The 18,515-nt window shown below is 36.6% G+C and carries 17 protein-coding genes; 9 read left to right on the forward strand and 8 right to left on the reverse strand.

Annotated features, from left to right (window positions below; genetic code table 11):
* Window positions 1-6: 6 nt before the first annotated feature.
* The gene (mutL, locus tag K9M53_RS15120) at window positions 7-1,857 is read left to right on the forward strand and encodes a DNA mismatch repair endonuclease MutL (protein ID WP_224016495.1); all 1,851 of its coding nucleotides are present in this window, start codon (window positions 7-9) and stop codon (window positions 1,855-1,857) included.
* 33 nt (window positions 1,858-1,890) lie between these two features.
* Here mutL and K9M53_RS15125 read toward each other — a convergent pair whose 3' ends face one another.
* Window positions 1,891-2,589 carry an SDR family oxidoreductase gene (locus K9M53_RS15125; protein WP_224016497.1) on the reverse strand — a complete coding sequence of 233 codons (699 nt, stop codon included), beginning with the start codon at window positions 2,587-2,589 and terminating at the stop codon, window positions 1,891-1,893.
* A gap of 68 nt (window positions 2,590-2,657) precedes the next feature.
* Between K9M53_RS15125 and K9M53_RS15130 the strand changes: the two genes are divergently transcribed.
* Entirely contained in the window at window positions 2,658-3,356 is a 699-nt protein-coding gene (locus K9M53_RS15130; RefSeq protein WP_224016499.1) for a YjjG family noncanonical pyrimidine nucleotidase, read from the forward strand.
* Window positions 3,357-3,361: 5 nt separating this feature from the next.
* Here K9M53_RS15130 and K9M53_RS15135 read toward each other — a convergent pair whose 3' ends face one another.
* The 3 genes from K9M53_RS15135 to K9M53_RS15145 all read right to left on the reverse strand — a co-directional run bounded on the left by K9M53_RS15135 (window position 3,362) and on the right by K9M53_RS15145 (window position 6,895).
* Entirely contained in the window at window positions 3,362-4,018 is a 657-nt protein-coding gene (locus K9M53_RS15135; protein ID WP_224016500.1) for a phosphatidylserine decarboxylase family protein, read from the reverse strand.
* 81 nt (window positions 4,019-4,099) lie between these two features.
* A complete protein-coding gene (locus tag K9M53_RS15140; protein ID WP_224016502.1) occupies window positions 4,100-4,519 on the reverse strand; it encodes a hypothetical protein in 420 nt (139 codons plus the stop codon).
* Between the two features lie 51 nt (window positions 4,520-4,570).
* A complete protein-coding gene (locus tag K9M53_RS15145) occupies window positions 4,571-6,895 on the reverse strand; it encodes an efflux RND transporter permease subunit (protein ID WP_224016504.1) in 2,325 nt (774 codons plus the stop codon).
* Window positions 6,896-7,015: 120 nt separating this feature from the next.
* On the opposite strand from K9M53_RS15145, the gene recO reads away from it, so the two are divergent.
* Window positions 7,016-7,750, forward strand: coding sequence for a DNA repair protein RecO (gene recO, locus K9M53_RS15150; RefSeq protein WP_224016506.1), 735 nt, complete (start codon window positions 7,016-7,018; stop codon window positions 7,748-7,750).
* Window positions 7,751-7,754: 4 nt separating this feature from the next.
* Here the strand turns inward: recO and K9M53_RS15155 are convergent, their stop codons facing one another.
* Window positions 7,755-8,924, reverse strand: coding sequence for an amidohydrolase family protein (locus K9M53_RS15155; protein ID WP_224016509.1), 1,170 nt, complete (start codon window positions 8,922-8,924; stop codon window positions 7,755-7,757).
* 121 nt (window positions 8,925-9,045) lie between these two features.
* Here K9M53_RS15155 and prfA point away from each other — a divergent pair, with 121 nt between their 5' ends.
* The 3 genes from prfA to rpiB all read left to right on the forward strand — a co-directional run bounded on the left by prfA (window position 9,046) and on the right by rpiB (window position 14,489).
* Window positions 9,046-10,110 (forward strand): peptide chain release factor 1, encoded by a 1,065-nt coding sequence (prfA, locus tag K9M53_RS15160; protein ID WP_224016511.1) that lies wholly within the window; start codon window positions 9,046-9,048, stop codon window positions 10,108-10,110.
* A gap of 350 nt (window positions 10,111-10,460) precedes the next feature.
* The gene (locus K9M53_RS15165; protein WP_224016512.1) at window positions 10,461-13,943 is read left to right on the forward strand and encodes a glycosyltransferase; all 3,483 of its coding nucleotides are present in this window, start codon (window positions 10,461-10,463) and stop codon (window positions 13,941-13,943) included.
* Window positions 13,944-14,039: 96 nt separating this feature from the next.
* Entirely contained in the window at window positions 14,040-14,489 is a 450-nt protein-coding gene (gene rpiB / locus K9M53_RS15170; RefSeq protein ID WP_224016514.1) for a ribose 5-phosphate isomerase B, read from the forward strand.
* A gap of 31 nt (window positions 14,490-14,520) precedes the next feature.
* On the opposite strand, the gene K9M53_RS15175 is transcribed toward rpiB, so the two are convergent.
* The 3 genes from K9M53_RS15175 to K9M53_RS15185 form a co-directional block, all read right to left on the reverse strand.
* On the reverse strand, window positions 14,521-14,895 hold the full coding sequence (locus K9M53_RS15175) for a hypothetical protein (protein ID WP_224016516.1): 375 nt from the start codon (window positions 14,893-14,895) through the stop codon (window positions 14,521-14,523).
* A 91-nt stretch (window positions 14,896-14,986) separates the two neighbouring features.
* On the reverse strand, window positions 14,987-15,961 hold the full coding sequence (locus K9M53_RS15180) for a deoxyhypusine synthase family protein (RefSeq protein WP_224016518.1): 975 nt from the start codon (window positions 15,959-15,961) through the stop codon (window positions 14,987-14,989).
* A gap of 97 nt (window positions 15,962-16,058) precedes the next feature.
* Window positions 16,059-16,496, reverse strand: a complete 438-nt coding sequence (locus K9M53_RS15185; RefSeq protein WP_224016520.1) for a hypothetical protein — start codon at window positions 16,494-16,496, stop codon at window positions 16,059-16,061.
* Window positions 16,497-16,800: 304 nt separating this feature from the next.
* Between K9M53_RS15185 and K9M53_RS15190 the strand changes: the two genes are divergently transcribed.
* The 3 genes from K9M53_RS15190 to K9M53_RS15200 are packed head-to-tail and all read left to right on the forward strand — an operon-like array spanning window position 16,801 to window position 18,491.
* Window positions 16,801-17,385, forward strand: a complete 585-nt coding sequence (locus tag K9M53_RS15190; protein WP_224016522.1) for an acyl carrier protein phosphodiesterase — start codon at window positions 16,801-16,803, stop codon at window positions 17,383-17,385.
* A gap of 53 nt (window positions 17,386-17,438) precedes the next feature.
* Window positions 17,439-17,996 (forward strand): DUF2911 domain-containing protein, encoded by a 558-nt coding sequence (locus K9M53_RS15195; protein WP_224016524.1) that lies wholly within the window; start codon window positions 17,439-17,441, stop codon window positions 17,994-17,996.
* 6 nt (window positions 17,997-18,002) lie between these two features.
* The gene (locus K9M53_RS15200) at window positions 18,003-18,491 is read left to right on the forward strand and encodes a hypothetical protein (protein ID WP_224016525.1); all 489 of its coding nucleotides are present in this window, start codon (window positions 18,003-18,005) and stop codon (window positions 18,489-18,491) included.
* Window positions 18,492-18,515 lie beyond the last annotated feature (24 nt).

The following is an 18,515-nucleotide window of genomic DNA, read 5'->3' on the forward strand; positions in this document are numbered from 1 at the left end:
ATCGTTTTGCCTGATATAATAAAATTATTACCCGACAACATCGCTAACCAAATTGCAGCCGGCGAAGTAATTCAGCGCCCTGCCAGCGCTGTAAAGGAATTGCTGGAAAATGCCATTGATGCAGGCGCTACTGAAATAAATTTAATAGTGGCCGATGCGGGTAAATCATTGATACAGGTAATTGACAACGGCAAAGGCATGAGCGAAACCGATGCCCGCATGTGTTTTGAACGCCACGCCACTTCCAAAATAAAAAACATTGATGACCTGTTTCATATTAAAACCATGGGCTTTCGCGGAGAAGCATTGGCAAGTATTGCCGCTGTGGCACAGGTTGAGCTAAAAACAAAAAAAGAAGAAGAAACCACCGGCACTTATATTGAAATTGAAAACAGTGTTGTAATAAAGCAAGAACCTGTTGCCATGCAAAAAGGCACCAGCATTGCAATGAAAAACCTGTTTTTTAATGTTCCGGCCCGTAGAAATTTTTTAAAAAGTAATGCATCGGAATTACGCCATATTGTAGATGAGTTCATTCGTGTATCAATGGCTTTCCCTGATTTGTTCTTTTCTCTTACAAGCAATGGTCAGCAACTGTTTCATTTAGATAAAGGCACACTAAAGCAACGCATCATTCAACTATTAGGCAATACTTATTCATCTAAACTGGTAAGCGTTCAGGAGAATACGGATTACATGAATATTTACGGATTTGTAGGAAAGCCCGAAACTGCCAAGAAAACAAGAGGCGATCAATATTTCTTTGTGAACAATCGTTTTATTAAAAGCCCTTATTTGCACCATGCTATGATGGGCGCTTTTGATGAAATGATCGGGAAAGACAGCTTCCCGATGTATGTATTGTTTATTGACCTGGACCCATCGCAGATCGATATTAATGTACATCCTACCAAACAGGAAATAAAGTTTGAAGATGAAAAGATCGTGTATGCATTTATTCAAAGTGCAGTGAAACATGCATTGGCGCAATTTAGCATTACACCGACATTAGATTTTGAATTGGATGCTTCTATTCAACAATTAGATGCTATTAATAAGCCGTTCACTGAAGAAAAAAAAGCAGCAACCACCTCTTCTTCTTTATATCAAACATTTACTCAAAAAAACCAGGCGCATTTAATTGAAAGAAAAAGCGAGCTCAAGCACTGGAAAGAATTTTATGAACCCGAAACCAAGCCAGGATCTGAAAGTCAAAAGCCTGAAATCGACCCTTATAAAAGTGAAGAAGAAAAGCCATTTCAATCTTTAATAACCCAAATACAAAAACCGGAAGCAGAACATTTTTTACAGTTGCACAATACATATATCGTTTTACAAAACGATAAAGGCTTCATGGTCATTCATCAGCAAAATGCACATGAAAGAGTTTTGTATGAAAAATTTATTACTGCTATAGCAGGAAAACATATTGCTGTACAGCAAAGCTTATTCCCTGCAACGATCGATCTGGTTCCACAGGATGCTGTATTATTAAATGAATTACTTCCTGACCTGAAATTTTTAGGCTACCAGATCGAGCCATTTGGCAATAATTCTTTTGTTGTACAAGGTACTCCGGCGGATATAGAACAAGGAAACGAAAAAGTAATTATTGAAAGAGTACTGGAACAGTACAAACATTTCAGCAGCGATTTAAAATTCAATCAGCGGGAAAAATTATTACGTTCTCTTGCCTGGCAACAATCAGTAAAAGCAGGCACTGCACTCACAGAAAAAGAAATGAAAGTATTAATTGAAGATCTATTTGCCTGTAATGCTCCCAATATTACCCCTAACGGAAAACCTACATACACGGAGTTTAAGAAAAACGAAATGGATAAAATGTTTGGGAGATAAACACCTGGCAAATCCGTTTATTTTAAAACAATCTTATAAGTCGCCTAACTGCGGTCGTAATACAATATCTTCTGCCACAGCTGCAGGAGACAGCTTGGCTGCAACAACGATCATTTTAGCAACATCGTTTGCCTCCATTATACGTTTATTGCTATTATTATAATCGCCCCAGCTATCCGTTAGCACAGCACCCGGATAAACCGATGTAACTTTTATATTAAACGGCTTTAGCTCTTCACGAAGGTTTTTACTAAACCCCATCAATGCATATTTACTGATACTGTAACTGCCGCCATTATTATAAGCCTGCAACGCTGCAATAGAACAAATATTGAAAATATGCCCCCGTTTGGATTCGATCATTTTTGTAACAACGCTTCGTGTAACATGATAAGCACTATATAAGTTTGTTTCGACCATCGCTTCCAGCACACCATCATCTTCGTTGTAAATACTGCCCGGCAAAAAATTACCGGCATTATTTATCAATACATCAGGCGTTGCTTGTTCAATACACCAGTTACCAAAGGAAATAGCCTCCTTTTTAATAGAAAGGTCGAATGCTTTTGCCACAATATCTATATCAGGAAAAGACGATTTCATTTCTCTTACTGTTTGTAACAATTTTTTTTCGTCTTTTGAACACAAGATCAAATTAGCTCCTTCTACAGCAAAGGCTTCTGCTATTGCTCTTCCAATTCCTCTGCTGGCGCCGGTTATAACAACATTCATGGTATATAATTTTTAAACTGCCTATTGAATATCTTTGCAAATCTACAATCTGCAAACTGTAATCTGTAATGACAAAGTACAAACATATTTTCTTCGATCTTGACCATACATTGTGGGATTTTGATACCAATGCTAAAGAAGCGCTGACAGAATTGTATGCTTTTTTTGAATTGGATAAGAAAAACATTTCCCCTTTTGAAGATTTTTATCGTCATTATTTAAATCACAACCAGGTGCTCTGGGATAGGTATCACAAAGGATTTATCACTGCTGATGAATTAAAGTGGAAACGAATGTGGCGTACTTTGCTGGAGTTTAAGATCGGTGATGAACAGTTGGCAAAAAAAATGAGCGAAAAGTTTTTGGAACTATTACCTGTTAAAAAAAACCTGTTCCCATACGCACATGAAATATTGGATTATCTCGTTGATAAAAAGTACGATATCCATTTAATTACGAATGGTTTTGAAAAAACACAATGGCTTAAATTGAACAATAGCGGGCTAGGTAAATATTTTAAATATGTAATAACGTCAGAAACCAGCAACAGTATTAAGCCGCAGAAAGAAATATTTTCATACGCACTACAAAAAGCAGGTGCTGCTTTAGAAGAAAGTATTATGATCGGAGATAACCTGGATGCCGATATTCAAGGAGCAATGAATATCGGGATGGATTCAATCTTTGTGAACCATATTAACGTTGTTACCGACTTAAAGCCAACTTATATTGTTAGGCATTTAAAAGAGCTGGAGGATATCTTTTAATCCTTTTATAAAGTAGCAATAACGGTTACACCGCCTTTTACAACTTGATCTAATTCTACATTAACTTTAGTTCCTACCGGCAATAACAGATCTACCCGGCTGCCGAATTTTATAAACCCAAACTCATTGGTTTGCTCTACTTTTTGCCCTGCCTGCAAATAGTTTACAATTCGTTTTGCTAATGCACCGGCAATTTGCTTTACTAATATTTCCGTGTCATCTTTTTTTATAACTACAGAATGGCGTTCATTCTCAGTAGATGATTTAGGATTCCAGGCAACTAAATATTTTCCTTTGTGGTATTGACTGTAGCGAACTTCTCCGCTAACAGGGTTTCTGTTTACATGCACATTTGCCGGGCTCATAAATATGGAAACCTGCAAACGTTTTGTTTTAAAATATTCTTCATCAAAGGTCTCTTCGATCACTACAACCTTACCATCTGCCGGCGCAATTATTAGTTTATCGTCAATAGTTAATTTTCTGTTCGGTATTCTGAAGAATGAAATAAGAAACAAGAACACAAAAAGTGTTACTGCAAAAATTGTCCACGCCAGCCATACCATAGAAGCACTTAAAAAGTAAAAACTAATGATATTAATAAATCCAAAAAACAAAGCGCCAATAGCAATTGATTTATATCCTTCTCTGTGAATCGTCATGTAAAATGTTTAAACGTCAAAGATACATTATCTATTTTCAGTTTCTATAATGATTGCCTGATTGTTTGCTTGTCTATTTGGTTATTTCTTTTTAGAATCGAGCCATTTTTGTACATCCTTTGCATTATTTAGCGCCACAGCAAGTAGTACATAAGCAAGTATTTTAAGCATCCATCCTTGAAATAGGGCAGTCATATCCTGCAAAGCAATAAGAACATTTAAACAAGTATAAAAGATCAACACCGTAATAATGGCGGTATATGGTTTTTTCTTAGTCCAAAAAGCAAGTATTACAAAAACTATAGCAATAATAATATTGAATGCTATTATAATATACTTGGCAGTATCTTCTATATTATTGGGGATTGTTATTAACCAAAACACTTGAAGGGCCGCCATTACAAATAAAAGTATTCTTGCATTTCGCACCGGCTTGTCGTAGCCTTCCATTGAGTTAATATCGATCAGAGTGTCTTCCTGCTTTGCTTGATCTTGTTCCATATAGTTTGAATTTTAGAAAAACAAGATAATACAATTCAGATATGGCTGCTATTATTTTTTCTTGCCGGCGATAAGTAATAGCAACGCAGGTAATAAGATCAGATTCGTTAAAGTAGCTACCAGCAATGTAACAGATGTAAGCCACCCCAGAGATTGTGTTCCTCCAAATCCGCTGAAACAAAAAATTACAAATCCCGCTATCAAAACCAGTGATGTATATACAATACTTAATCCTGTGTTTTTAATGCTTGCTGCAACTGTTTCCGCAACATTGTTATCGTGCGTAGGCAATTCCTGTTTATAATTAACTAAAAAACGAATGGTAATATCAATGGCAATGCCTAGCGCCACACTAAAAACCAATACTGTAGAAGGCTTTAAGTGGACACCCGCCCATCCCATTACTCCGGCGGTAATAACCAACGGAACCAGGTTAGGAATTAATGAGCACACCAATATTTTTACCGACTTAAATAAATACAGCATGCAAACAGATATTAAAAGAAAGGCCCAAAAAATACTTTGCTCCAATCCTTTAATAATAAAGTCGCTGCCTTCTAAAAATGTTATACTCGTGCCTGTTAGTGTTACTTTGTATTGAGATGAATTGAATAATTCATTTGCATGATGCTGAATGCTATCTAATATTATCGGCAATTGTTTAGTGCCAACGTCTGCCATATTAATACTTACCCTTGTGTAACGCTTGGATGTATCCATAAATGCAGACAACATTTTGGTAAAATTGTTTTGCGAACTGCTGTCTTTCTTTGGTTTTAAATAGTCGGCAACAAAAGCGCCTTCAAAATCGCTTGGCAACGAATAATTAGCTGAATCGCCGTCGTAAAAAGCCTGTTTGGCAAATTTCAATCCCTCGGCAATGCTTAACGGACGGGCCATATTTTTTTGTGAATTGATGTATGTAGCCAATGAATCTACCTTTCGTAAAGCCACCAATGAGCGCATGCCGGAAAGTCCATACCTTTTTTTAGAATCAATTACAATTTCCAATGGCATTACCCCTTTAAAATTTCTCTCAAAAAATTTAAGATCTGTATATATTTTATCTGTTTGCGGAAGATCATCAACAATATACCCAACACTTTGCAGTTTAAAAATTCCTATTACAGCAAATACCAGTAATACCAGCGTAGTTGAATACACGGTTTTTTTATGTTCAAAAACCCATCCCTCAATCTTGATCAATAAAGAAGTTATCCATTTATTAGATAAATATTTTGTTTGAGAAGCATTTGGTGGTGGAAGATAGCTTAGTGCAGCAGGCAACAAAATAAAAGAAATTACAAATATCAGCATGATGCTGATCCCTGCTATTACTCCAAATTCTTTTAATAAAGCACTTTTGGTTAATGCAAAAACAGCAAAGCCGATAGCAGCAGTGATATTACAAAACAGCGTTACAATTCCCATCTTGCTTACCATGCTTACCAGTGCGCTTTTTTTATCAGGGTGCTGCAAATAAGACGTGTGATATTTATTAATAAAATAGATACAGTTAGGTATCCCAATTACTACAATCAGCGAGGGGGCAAGCGCCGTAAGCAATGTGATCTTGTATTGAAACAGCTCCATCAATCCCATGCTCCACACTACTCCGAAGATCACTACTAATAAAGAAAGCAACATCGTACTTACAGAACGAAAGAATAACAACAATATCAAAGCGCTTAATAAAATAGAACCGATCAGAAATATTTTCATCTCTTTTTTAATCCGATCTGCCATTACAGTACGTATTAATGGCAATCCACTAAGATGTGTTTCGATTTTTGTTTTGGTTTGAAATGCGCTTACAGCTGCAGTTATATCGTCAACAATTTTAGTTCGCTTGGGGGAGTTAAGAGAATCTTTATTGATGCTAACTCCAATTAAATAAGCATTGGTTTCGGGATTGTATAATAATGACCTGTAAAAAGGAAGATTGAGCAACGTTCCTTTTGCTTCATCCAATTGCGCTTGTGTAGTAATCGTATCAGCAAATATTTTAACGGGATTTAATTTTTCCGTTATTGAATCTTTTACCAAATTCACAGCTGATGGAACATCCAATACACCGGTAACATCATTTATTTTTTTTATATCATCATGTAGTTTTTTATACGCATTAAAAACATCTAACTTAAATAAATCGTTTGTTTGAACACCGATTACCAGCATATTCCCATCATCCCCAAAACGATTTCTAAATTCCTGGTATTCCTGGTATTTAATATTATCAACAGGAATGGCTCTTGCAAAATCATAGCTCAATTTTACCTTGCTTGCTAGGTAACCCATTACACCCGTTGACAGCGCCAATAATATAAGTAACGCCAACCTGTATTTTAGAACCAATTCGGCCAATCGTTTCCACATATATTTTTAATTTGCTGCAAAGAAAATCAATAAAAATGGTTTTGCTTTATTCTTAACCAATTCTTACCTGCAAAAAGCAATCCATCCGCTTTTTAAAAAAGGTTGACGACCTTTGGTACAATGACACATAAAACAAAAGGAATTGTATTGCGAACGATCAAGTATGGCGAAACCAGCTTAGTGGTAACCCTATTTACAGAATTGTTCGGCATACAAACCTATATGGTAAACGGTGTCAGAACATCGAAAAAATCCGGAGGCAAGGCAAATTATTTTCAACCGGCAGCAATTCTTGACCTGGTGGTTTATCATAATGAACTTAAAACCATGCAACGCATTAAAGAAGTTAGGTGGGCATTTATTTATACCAACATATTCAGTCATGTTATTAAAAACAGTATTACCTTATATATGGTAGAGCTGTTGCACAAATGTTTGAAACAACCAGAAAGCAATACTGATCTTTTCCTTTTTTTTGAAGATGCTTTGTTACAGTTAGATATCGCCGATAAAACAGTAACAGCAAATTTCACCTTATACATTTCCTTGCACCTGGCGCATTTTTTTGGTTTCAGAATAAATGATGATTATAGTGAAACCCAAAATATTTTAGACCTGCAGGAAGGAAGTTTTGTTTCGCAACGCCCCACGCATCCTTATTTTATAGAAGATGAACCGGCGCATCTAACATCGCAATTATTAAAAGTGATGCAGCCGCAGGAGTTGGAAAATTTTAAATTAAATCAAGATATAAGAAGAAGGCTATTGTTGTGTTACCAGGATTATTATGCGTTGCATATCCAGGATTTTGGAAAAATGAAAACGTTGGTGACATTACACGAAGTGTTATCTTAAACCATTACAGCAATCGCTTTGCAGAAGAATTATTTGTTACGTTTAAATTATCTATTTCATCGATCAATACAACTCCCGGTTGTTTCCCTTTTGTAAAGTTTCCCAGCTTGTCTTCCATTTGTAATGCTTTTGCACCATTAATAGTAGCCCATTGTAAGATTTCCTGCAAAGGAATGTCATCAACATTTTGCTGAATCGTTTTTATTTCTTCCAGTATATTCAATTGCCAGTTGCTTGCATAACTATCCGTACCAATAATAATATTGCAATTAGTTGCACGCAATAGATCAATTGGTGGCAGTTTTTGTTCGATGTATAAATTAGCATTGGGGCAGATCGCAAAATGCAGATCAGAAATTGCAGATTGAGCAAAGCCTATATCTTGCTGAGAAATGAACGTATTATGAACGGCAATGATTGATTGTTTGTTATTGAAATACGGTATCCAGCTTTGCAAGCTACTTTTTCGTGTCGACTGAAACTCGGAGATGTCTATCCCAAAATTATTGTAGAGGTCTAAAAAATCGCCCGATCTTGTTTTATACAATTCATCTTCAGCAGCACATTCCTGGTTATGAATAGTTATTAATTGTCCGGCTGTTTTTTTATTTAGTAATTGAAATAAGGTTTTGGAAACACTGTATGGAGCATGTGGAGATAAAGAAGTGAATCGTGAATAGTGACTGGTGAAATCTTCAAAAAGTTTTTCTGCATCTGCTAATCTCTTTTCTGCGGCGGCATCAACAAAGCCTGTAACCTCAATAAAATTATGCCAATGAATCTTACTCTTTTGTTTTATTGACATTGAATCTACAGTATTACAGATATCTCCCACCGCAACAATGCCACTATTATACATTTCTGCCGCTGCATCCAACATTGCCTGCTGCTTTAATTCATCATTGCCAAAGCGTTTTCTCATTACCTGCTGTACAAATTCTACCAATCCTGTTTTTGCAGGAATAGTATCTTTCATATGGCTTAGCTCCAGGTGGCAATGTGCATTTATAAAGCCGGGAGTAATTAGTCCGCTGAAAATTTCAATATTATCGCCGGCATTTTGTTCCTCTACGATCTCAGTAATAATGCCATCTTCGGTAGTTATTAAAACTGTGTTACCAAGTAGTATTTCAGTACCTGTAAAAAGATAATCCGCCTTAAATTTTCTGTACAAAATGATTGATTGATATAATGTAATTTTGCCGCCTTAACGACGAGCAAAGGTATGTCGTACAAGTGAGTGACACAACGATGATGAAGATAGTGTTACTGCTGGTACAAAAAATAAATACAATATGTTAGATAAATTAGAAGCTATATCGGCAAAGTTTGATGAACTGGGCGTGGCATTGACCAATCCTGAAATTGTAAGCGACAATAAGAAATTTATGGCGCTGAGCAAGGAATATCGTAACCTGGAAAAAATTGTAGTCGTAATAAATGAATACCGGAAATTATTAGATGATATAGAATTTAATAAAGAAGTGCTGAACAGCAATGATGAGGAAATGCGTGAACTGGCTAAAGAAGAGTTGCCGCAATTGGAAGAGAAAAAAGAACCCCTGGAGAAACAATTACGCAACCTGCTGATCCCGAAAGATCCACAGGATGAAAAAAATGCCATATTGGAAATCAGGGCGGGTACCGGTGGCGATGAAGCGTCTTTATTTGCGGGCAATTTGTTGCGGATGTATTTGAAATATTGTGAAAAACAAGGCTGGAAAACTGCTATTCTAAGCGAAAGTGAAGGAACGGTTGGTGGCTATAAAGAAGTGCAGGTAGAAATAACCGGGGACGATGTGTATGGAACATTAAAATTTGAAAGTGGTGTACATCGTGTACAACGTGTGCCCGATACAGAAGCCAGTGGACGTGTACATACCAGTGCTGCTACAGTGGCAGTGATGCCTGAAGCAGAAGAAGTAGACTTTGAATTGAAAGAGAGTGATGTAAAAATGGAGACTGCCCGAAGTGGCGGCGCCGGTGGTCAGAATGTAAATAAGGTAGAATCGAAGGTTTTTCTTACACATATTCCAACCGGGGTAGTGGTGGTTTGCCAAACTGAACGCAGTCAATTGGGCAATCGTGAAAAAGCTATGCAGATGTTGCGTACCAAATTATATGAAGAACAGGTGCGGAAACATGAGGAAGAAATTTCCCGCCAGCGAAAAAGCTTGGTGAGTACCGGCGACAGGAGTGCTAAAATAAGAACGTATAATTATCCGCAAGGTCGTGTAACTGACCACCGCATAGGATTAACCGTTTATAATTTAGACAGCGTTTTAAATGGTGAATTGCAGGAATTCATTGATGCATTGCAGTTTGCAGAAAATGCTGAAAAGCTGGCAACACAGAATTAACATCTCATAAACTTAAAACTAATGTTAAAGTGCCTGTAACAACCGGGCACTTTTTTAATTTGCATTAAACTTTAAAGGCAGTAACAAATCTTAAAAACAGTTCTTTAAAAAACAAAAAAGCATTTAAAGTTTCATTAACAATAAGCGTAAAACCTTTGGCACTTAGTTTGCGTTTATATAGTAGTAATTAAGTTAGACAATTCAATTTTCTCATAAGCAGTTAGTTTTGGTAAACGGCCCCGGTTTCTACCGGGGCTTATTTTTGCCCGTAAACTCAAGATTGTCGAGGTTCCTCACTCATATTTATTAACCAGCTATAAACAATTAGAAAAAAATATCTTTGCACCGCTATGGCCACATCCCAAATATTCCAAACCAATAATGCAAAACGATGGAAAGGTTTTAAATGGAGCATTCGTATTGTATTAATAATATTCTGTTTCTTTTTAGTAGTATTAACTGTGGCATTGGTAAGAGGCGTTAATCCGTCACTGCCTTCCCTGTTATCAAAATCAAAAGAGTACCAGGAAAAATTAGATCCCACCAATCCGCTTACAATTGTATCGAACGAAAATAAAAAATACAAAGGCTTTAAGGATGAGTTATATAAAAAAAAGAAAGAAGATTCTATCAGGAACAGTCACAACAACACCCTAATAAAAAAAGACGTTGCGACCAATCCTTATATAAGAGCTGCTTTTTATACCCCTTGGGTAGCGGGAACTTCATACCCCGACCTGGTAAAGAACGGCAATAGACTAAATACTATTTTCCCCGAATGGTTTTTTATAGACAGCAATACGTTTACCTTAAAAACACGTATCGATACTGCCGGCTATAACCTGATGCGTAAGCAACATTTGCGCATACTTCCCATATTAAACAACTACAGAAGTCGCAGCAATAAATTTGATGGAGGCCTTTTACATCTTATCTTAAATGATCCTGATAAAAGAACAGCTTTTATCAACCAACTGGTAGATACGCTGCAGCATTATAATTTACAAGGTATCAATATAGATTTTGAAAGCATACAGGAAAAAACGAATACACCGCTTACTGCCTTTCAAAAACAATTGTACGAGACATTGCATGCAAAAAATCTTACGGTAACTATGGATGTTAGCGTGATGAATGATGCCTATGATTATAAAAAATTATCAGATTATAACGATTACATTATCCTCATGGCGTATGATCAGCATAGTCCTGTTTCGGAAGCAGGTCCTATAAGTGCGCAAAAATGGATAGAAGAAGCATTGGATTGGACTGCTAAACAAATAAATCCGGATAAAATTATTTTAGGTTTTGCAGGTTACGGTTATGATTGGTATAAAACAGTAAATGGCAAAGACACTGTTAAAGGAATTACCTACTCCGAAGCGTTAAACAAAGCAAAAGTATTGGGCGCTCCTATTGATTATAACAACGATAATTATAATCTTACTTACAGTTATGTAGAAGGAAAAGAAGATGATGAAGGTGAAATAAAAAAAATAAAGCATGAGGTTTGGTTTACTGATGCAGCTACCACATTTAATATTCTGCGCTTCAGTGATGAATATGCTACAGCCGGCACCGTGCTATGGCGCTTAGGAGGAGAAGATCAACGCATATGGACCTTTTACGATCGTGATCTTAGCACCGATGCTTTGGCAATGAAACCTTATGATTTCGGAACGCTGGAAACGATTCCTATTTCACCGGATAATGTACATTATGAAGGCGAAGGCGAGGTGTTGAATATTATAGGTTCTCCTATAGAAGGAAAACTGAAGCTGGAAATTGACAGCTCTGAAATGCTGATCTCTGAACAGAATTATGTGCAATTACCATCAGGTTATATTATTCAAAAGTTTGCAGAAGATACTACCGCTCCCGGGCCAGGTCATAAAATGGTACTTACGTTTGATGATGGTCCTGATCCAAGATGGACTCCCGCGATCTTAGACATACTCGAAAAAAATAAGATCCCCGCAACTTTTTTTGTAGTAGGTATCCAGGCTGAAAAAAATATTCCCATCCTTCAACGAATTAATAAAGATGGCTTTGAAATAGGTAATCATACATTCACGCATAGCAATGTTGCCAAGATGAGTGTACAACGTGCCGAACTGGAAATGAAGCTGACGAGATTATTGATCGAAAGCATTACAGGACGTTCTACTATTCTGTTCAGGGCTCCTTATAATGCCGACTCCGAACCGCATACGTACGAAGAATTAGCTCCCATTGAACGTAGTCGAAAAGACAATTATATTACCATCGGCGAAAGCATAGACCCGGAAGACTGGCAACCTAATATAACTGCCGATACCATTTATCAAAGAGTTATCCGAATGGCTGTGGACAGAGGTGCCAGCATTATTTTATTACATGATGCCGGTGGAGATACACGCCAGGCAACCATTGAAGCATTACCAAGAATTATAGATTATTTCAGAAGCAGGGGCTATGAATTTACTACCGTTGCACATTTAATGGGTAAAACAAAAGATGATGTGATGCCAAAAATTCCGGCTACAAGAGATGGCTGGTTAATAAAACTGAATTTCTTTTTTGCAGAAACAACATTTTGGGGAAGCAACATTGTTTTCTCTTTATTTATGGTAGGTATTGCTTTATCTGTTGGAAGAATATTGGTAATGGCAATACTGGCTTTTATACAAAGAAAAAGAGAAGCGAAAGGAAAACTGGCACTTGCCGCACCCTTACTTCAAAACAATAATTTTCCTAAAGTAAGCATAATAGTTCCTGCTTATAATGAAGAAGTAAATGCGATAAGAACTGTTAAAAGTTTGTTGGTGCAGGATTATCCAAACCTGCACGTAATTTTTGTAGATGATGGAAGCAAGGACAGCACCTATGAAACAGTGAGAGATGCATTCATGTATAACAATAGAGTATCTGTTTATAGTAAACCGAATGGCGGTAAAGCATCTGCTTTAAATTATGGCATTGAAAAATGCGACAACGATTTTGTTGTTTGTATTGATGCAGATACGCAATTGAAAAAAGATGCAGTATCGCAACTAATGAAAAAATTTGATGCAGAAGGAAAGGTTGGCGCTGTTGCCGGAAATGTAAAAGTGGGCAATGAAATAAATATGATCACCCGTTGGCAAAGTATTGAATACATTACCTCTCAAAATTTTGATCGCCGTGCTTTTGACCTGTTAAACTGTATTACCGTGGTGCCCGGCGCCATCGGCGCTTTTAGAAAACAAGCCATCATTGATGCAGGTGGCTTTACCATTGATACATTAGCAGAAGATTGTGATCTTACTATGCGTATGCTTCGTAACAATTATATCATAAGAAACTGTACGGAAGCCATGTCGTTTACCGAAGCACCCGAAACTACCAAACAGTTTTTAAAACAGCGTTTCCGCTGGAGCTTTGGTGTAATGCAATGTTTCTGGAAGCATAGGGATGCTGTTTTCAACAGAAAATATAAAAATTTTGGAATGATAGCGCTCCCTAATATTTTGGTTTTTCAAATGATATTACCTTTTTTGGCACCGCTTGCCGACCTGGTTTTAGTAGTGAGCTTAATTGCTGCAGGACTGGGTATTATTCCGGCAAGTATTGAACATATAATATTGTATTATTTTATTTTCACTTTGGTAGATGTTGCAGGTGCTGCACTGGCTTTTGCTTTTGAAAAGGAAGACTATTGCAAACTTATTTGGCTTATTCCACAGCGATTGGTATATCGACAATTAATGTATTACATTCTTATAAAATCTTTTAACAAAGCTATCAAAGGTGAGTTGCAAGGCTGGGGTGTATTAAAACGTACAGGGAATGTGAAACAAGTAGCTGCGAGTTAATATTATCTATTTCTATTTATGTAGATTAAGCCGATTTTAAAATTGATAATAGTAATTTTGCAGCAAGCATTTTTTGAACTGAAAATTTAGAATTCTATGTACAACCTTGATAAAAGTAAACCCGTTGCCATCGGTTGCGACCATGCCGGTTTTGATTATAAAGAACAATTGATCTCTTTCCTGGAAGGAAAAGGAATGACGTATAAAGATTTTGGTACGTATTCTAAAGATTCGGTTGATTATCCTGATTTCGCACATCCCGTAGCGTTAGCTGTTGAAAGTGGTGCTTATGCTTTTGGCATTTTGATATGCGGCAGCGCAAACGGTGTTGCTATTACTGCAAATAAACATCAACATATCCGTGCGGCTATTTGCTGGGGAGAAGAGCTGGCAGAGCTAGCCCGCAAACATAACGATGCCAATATCATTTGTATTCCTGCACGTTTTGTGCGTGAGGGTGATGCCGAAAAAATGGTGGATCTGTTTATGAATACTGCGTTTGAAGCAGGAAGACATTCTAATAGAGTAGATAAAATTTCCTGCTGATCGATATAATTATCATTCTACTCGCAGCCGATTAATCATTTTTGGACTCATAAACAGGTTGCATAAACTGCACATGTTTAATTTTCTGTTTTTTTACAGGATTATAATATTCTACATAGGTCAGGATAATATTATTTCCCTGTTTTTTTAATAGACCTATTTCTACTTTATCCAGGGGCATCAATGAATTGAAAATTATTATACTATCTGCCACTTGTAAATACAGGTCATAATTACTTCCCTTTGTCTTTATATTTTTAATAAACTTCCCTTCTATTTTAATGCCGTTCTCTCTTGCAGCGTTCATTCCTGCTAGCACCGTATCTGCTTTTGCAATTGTAACATTTGTTTGCCCTTTTGCAGACAAAGCAATAACTGTAAATATGATAAAATATAAATACCGCATAAATTTTGTTCAATAAACATATACAGTACAAGAGAGTGACACAAGGATGTTGAACAAAGAACAAACGTTCGTCACAAAATAATTCACGCTGTTACCAACCTAATACCCATGCAAATAGCAATGGAGCTACAATAGTCGCATCGCTTTCAACAATAAATTTTGGAGTATGAATATCTAACTTGCCCCAGGTAATTTTTTCGTTAGGAACAGCGCCGCTGTAAGAACCGTAAGAGGTAGTGCTGTCGCTGATCTGGCAGAAATAGCTCCAGAAAGGAACATCATGCCATTCCAGATCCTGGTACATCATCGGTACTACGCAAATTGGAAAATCACCGGCGATACCACCACCGATCTGGAAGAAACCAACACCTTTACCGGATGAATTATTACGATACCAATCTGCCAGCCAAACCATATATTCAATACCACTTTTCATAGTGGTTGCTTTCATTTCATTTTTAATTACGTACGATGCAAAGATGTTGCCCATCGTGCTGTCTTCCCAACCCGGTACAACGATCGGAATATTTTTTTGAGCTGCAGCCAGCATCCAGCTATTTTTAGGATCGATCTCGTAGTATTGTTCCAACACACCACTCAATAACATTTTGTACATGTATTCATGTGGAAAATAACGTTCACCTTTATCATTGGCTTCTTTCCAAATTTTATGAATGTGTTTTTGCAAACGGCGAAACGCTTCCTCTTCCGGGATACACGTGTCCGTTACCCTGTTATAATGGTTCTCCAACAGATCCCATTCTTCCTGTGGACTAAGATCACGATAGTTAGGAACTCTTTTATAATGACTATGCGCCACCAAGTTCATGATATCTTCTTCGAGGTTGGCACCTGTACAACTGATAATAGCCACTTTATCCTGGCGGATCATCTCTGCCAAACTCAAACCTAGCTCTGCAGTACTCATGGCCCCGGCAAGTGTGATCATCATTTTACCCCCTTCGTCTAAATGGGTTACATAACCTTTGGCAGCATCCATTAAAGCAGCTGCATTAAAATGGCGATAATGATGTTCTATAAAAGTTGAAACAGGACCTTTGCTCATAAAAAATATTTGCGGCAAAGGTAAATGAACCAACAAATGCACCCAATAAAAAATGCCTCAACTTTTCAGCTAAGGCATTAAGGTTATTCTTTAGGAGTTATTTTTCTACGGTTTCCAAATCGCCATTGGCACTGCTGGTCAAGGCAATTGTTTTAACTCCGTTTGATATGCTTAACTGGTAAGATGTTTGGTCGTCGGCAATAATTTCTACCGCATCTCCCATGATAGCATATCCTTTATATTTTTTAGCAACAGCCAAAGATATTTTCAAAGGCACTTGTGCTAAGGTTAATTTTCTTGTAGTGCTTAGCAATTCTCCATCTACATTAAATACAGCCCTTACCTGGGTTGTGTTCCAGGAGAAAGTGGCGAAATAAAGGTTCTCACCCTTTTCCCAATTTACTTCTGATGCATTGGCAAAATCTTTTTGTAGTGCATTTTGCACTTTGGCAGGAACTTCATCGGGAATGTAAGCGAATGCGCTTGCGGCAAAAAAGAGTAATGTTGCTGTTAAGATTGTTGTTAGCTTTTTCATTGTTTATTTGTTTTTGTTTGTTGATGATTAATTTCTGAACAAAAGTATATGTCGCAATAAGTATTTAAAGTGATATTGGATGAGTAGCAAAACAAATTGCGTTTTAGATGATGAACGGTAAGACGAGAAGAAGGGTGACATATATTACATCTACTCAAAACCTTTACTGAATAAGGGATACCTAAGATTTGTTAACTAAATATTAAAACAATATTTCTGTGATTACCATTTTATGATTTGTGATGTACGGCGGTATTCGTAGATCAAAAGCAACAATTTCGGACCTTTACTGTTTAATGGAAAGATGAATTACCTGGCACATGCATATTTATCCTTTAATGATCCTGATATTTTAGTCGGGAACATGATAAGTGATTATGTAAAAGGAAGAAAGAAATTCGATTATTCGCCGGGCATTCAAAAAGGCATTGAGCTCCATCGTTTTATTGATGACTTTACCGATCATCATCCTGCCACCCAAAAAGCAAAAGAATTTTTTAAAAAAGATTACCGATTATACAGCGGGGCTTTTGTTGATATTGTGTACGATCATTTTTTGGCAAAAAGTTTGAGCAATGATCTTTTGCAACAATTTTCTTTTAATGCTTATAGAATATTGGAGCAATACGAAAGCATTTTTCCGGAACGGTTTAAAAAATTATTTCCTTATATGAGAAGTGAGAACTGGCTAAATAATTATCAAAATCAAATAATGATCGAAAAAAGTTTCAGAGGATTGGTATATCGTGCAAAATTTATAGATGATGCATCGGCAGCAAACGATATTTTTCGTCAACACTATAAAGCATTAAATATTTGTTTTGATGAATTTTTTCCTGAATTGTATAAAGCCGCTGACCAAAAATTTAATGAGTTGGTCAATAATTAAAGTTATAACTTCAATCTCCATTTTAATTTTATACATCTAAATAACAAACGAAAATGAAAAAGTATTTTTTAATTGCTTTAGTAGCCTTATCAACATCAGCATTTGCTCAGGAAAAATTTCCTGCATTAGATAAATCTCCAATGGATATGAGCTATTGCCCGGCAAACTATCCCGGATTAAAAGCACAAGGCAAACCGACGGATGAATTAACCGCAAGAGTAATTTATAGTCGTCCTCAAAAGAACGGGCGTGCTGTGTTTGATAGTGTTGTTGAAGCTGGCAAAGTTTGGCGTGTAGGGGCTAATGAAGCTACTGAAATTGATTTTTACAAATCAGTAACTATTGGCGGTAAAAAGGTTGCTCCGGGTCGCTATACTTTATATGCTATCCCTACCGCCGCAAAATGGACAATCATTATCAGCAAACAATTGGATGTTTGGGGTGCATATAGCTATGATGAAAAGCAAGATGTTGTAAGAACAGATGCTGCAGTACAAAAACCAAGCGAAACTGTTGAAGCGCTTTCAATGCTATTTGTAAAATCTGCTACAGGAAGCGATTTGGTAATTGCATGGGATAATGAAAAAGTAGCATTGCCGATTGCATATTAATTTACTATGATGAAAATATTCATAAGCATTTTGTTTACAAGCCTCCTTACATTTTCTATCTGTGCACAAACTATAAAATTGCAACAGAAAAAATCGGATAACGATCTTAAGATCGTTAATGGACAATATAATATCTACTTAAAAAGAGCAGATATAACTAAAGCAATTGTCGCAATAGACAGCGTTAACAAAAGCGATAACACTTCATTTATTGAAGAAGTAAAAAAAGGCAGCTATAAAACAATTGATCTTAATGAGGACGCTGCAGAAAGCAGTTCTTTTGGTAAGCTATTAAAATCAAATCTTGGTTCTTATCTTATGCTGCAAGGAAAAGTAGTAGTATATAAAGGATCTACGCTGATCAAAAATATAGTTGCAGATAAATCTCCTGAAATAGTGGATCTTGACGGATCTTCAAAAATCACAATTGTGTTTTCTGAAGAAGGTGTCAATGATCCTGTGTTTTTGGGAGATCTAAACACTAAGCTTCAATAAGCATATAAAAATTTAAAGCAATAA

It is taken from the genome of Ferruginibacter albus (assembly GCF_020042285.1).
GTDB classification, from domain to species: Bacteria; Bacteroidota; Bacteroidia; order Chitinophagales; family Chitinophagaceae; genus Ferruginibacter; species Ferruginibacter albus.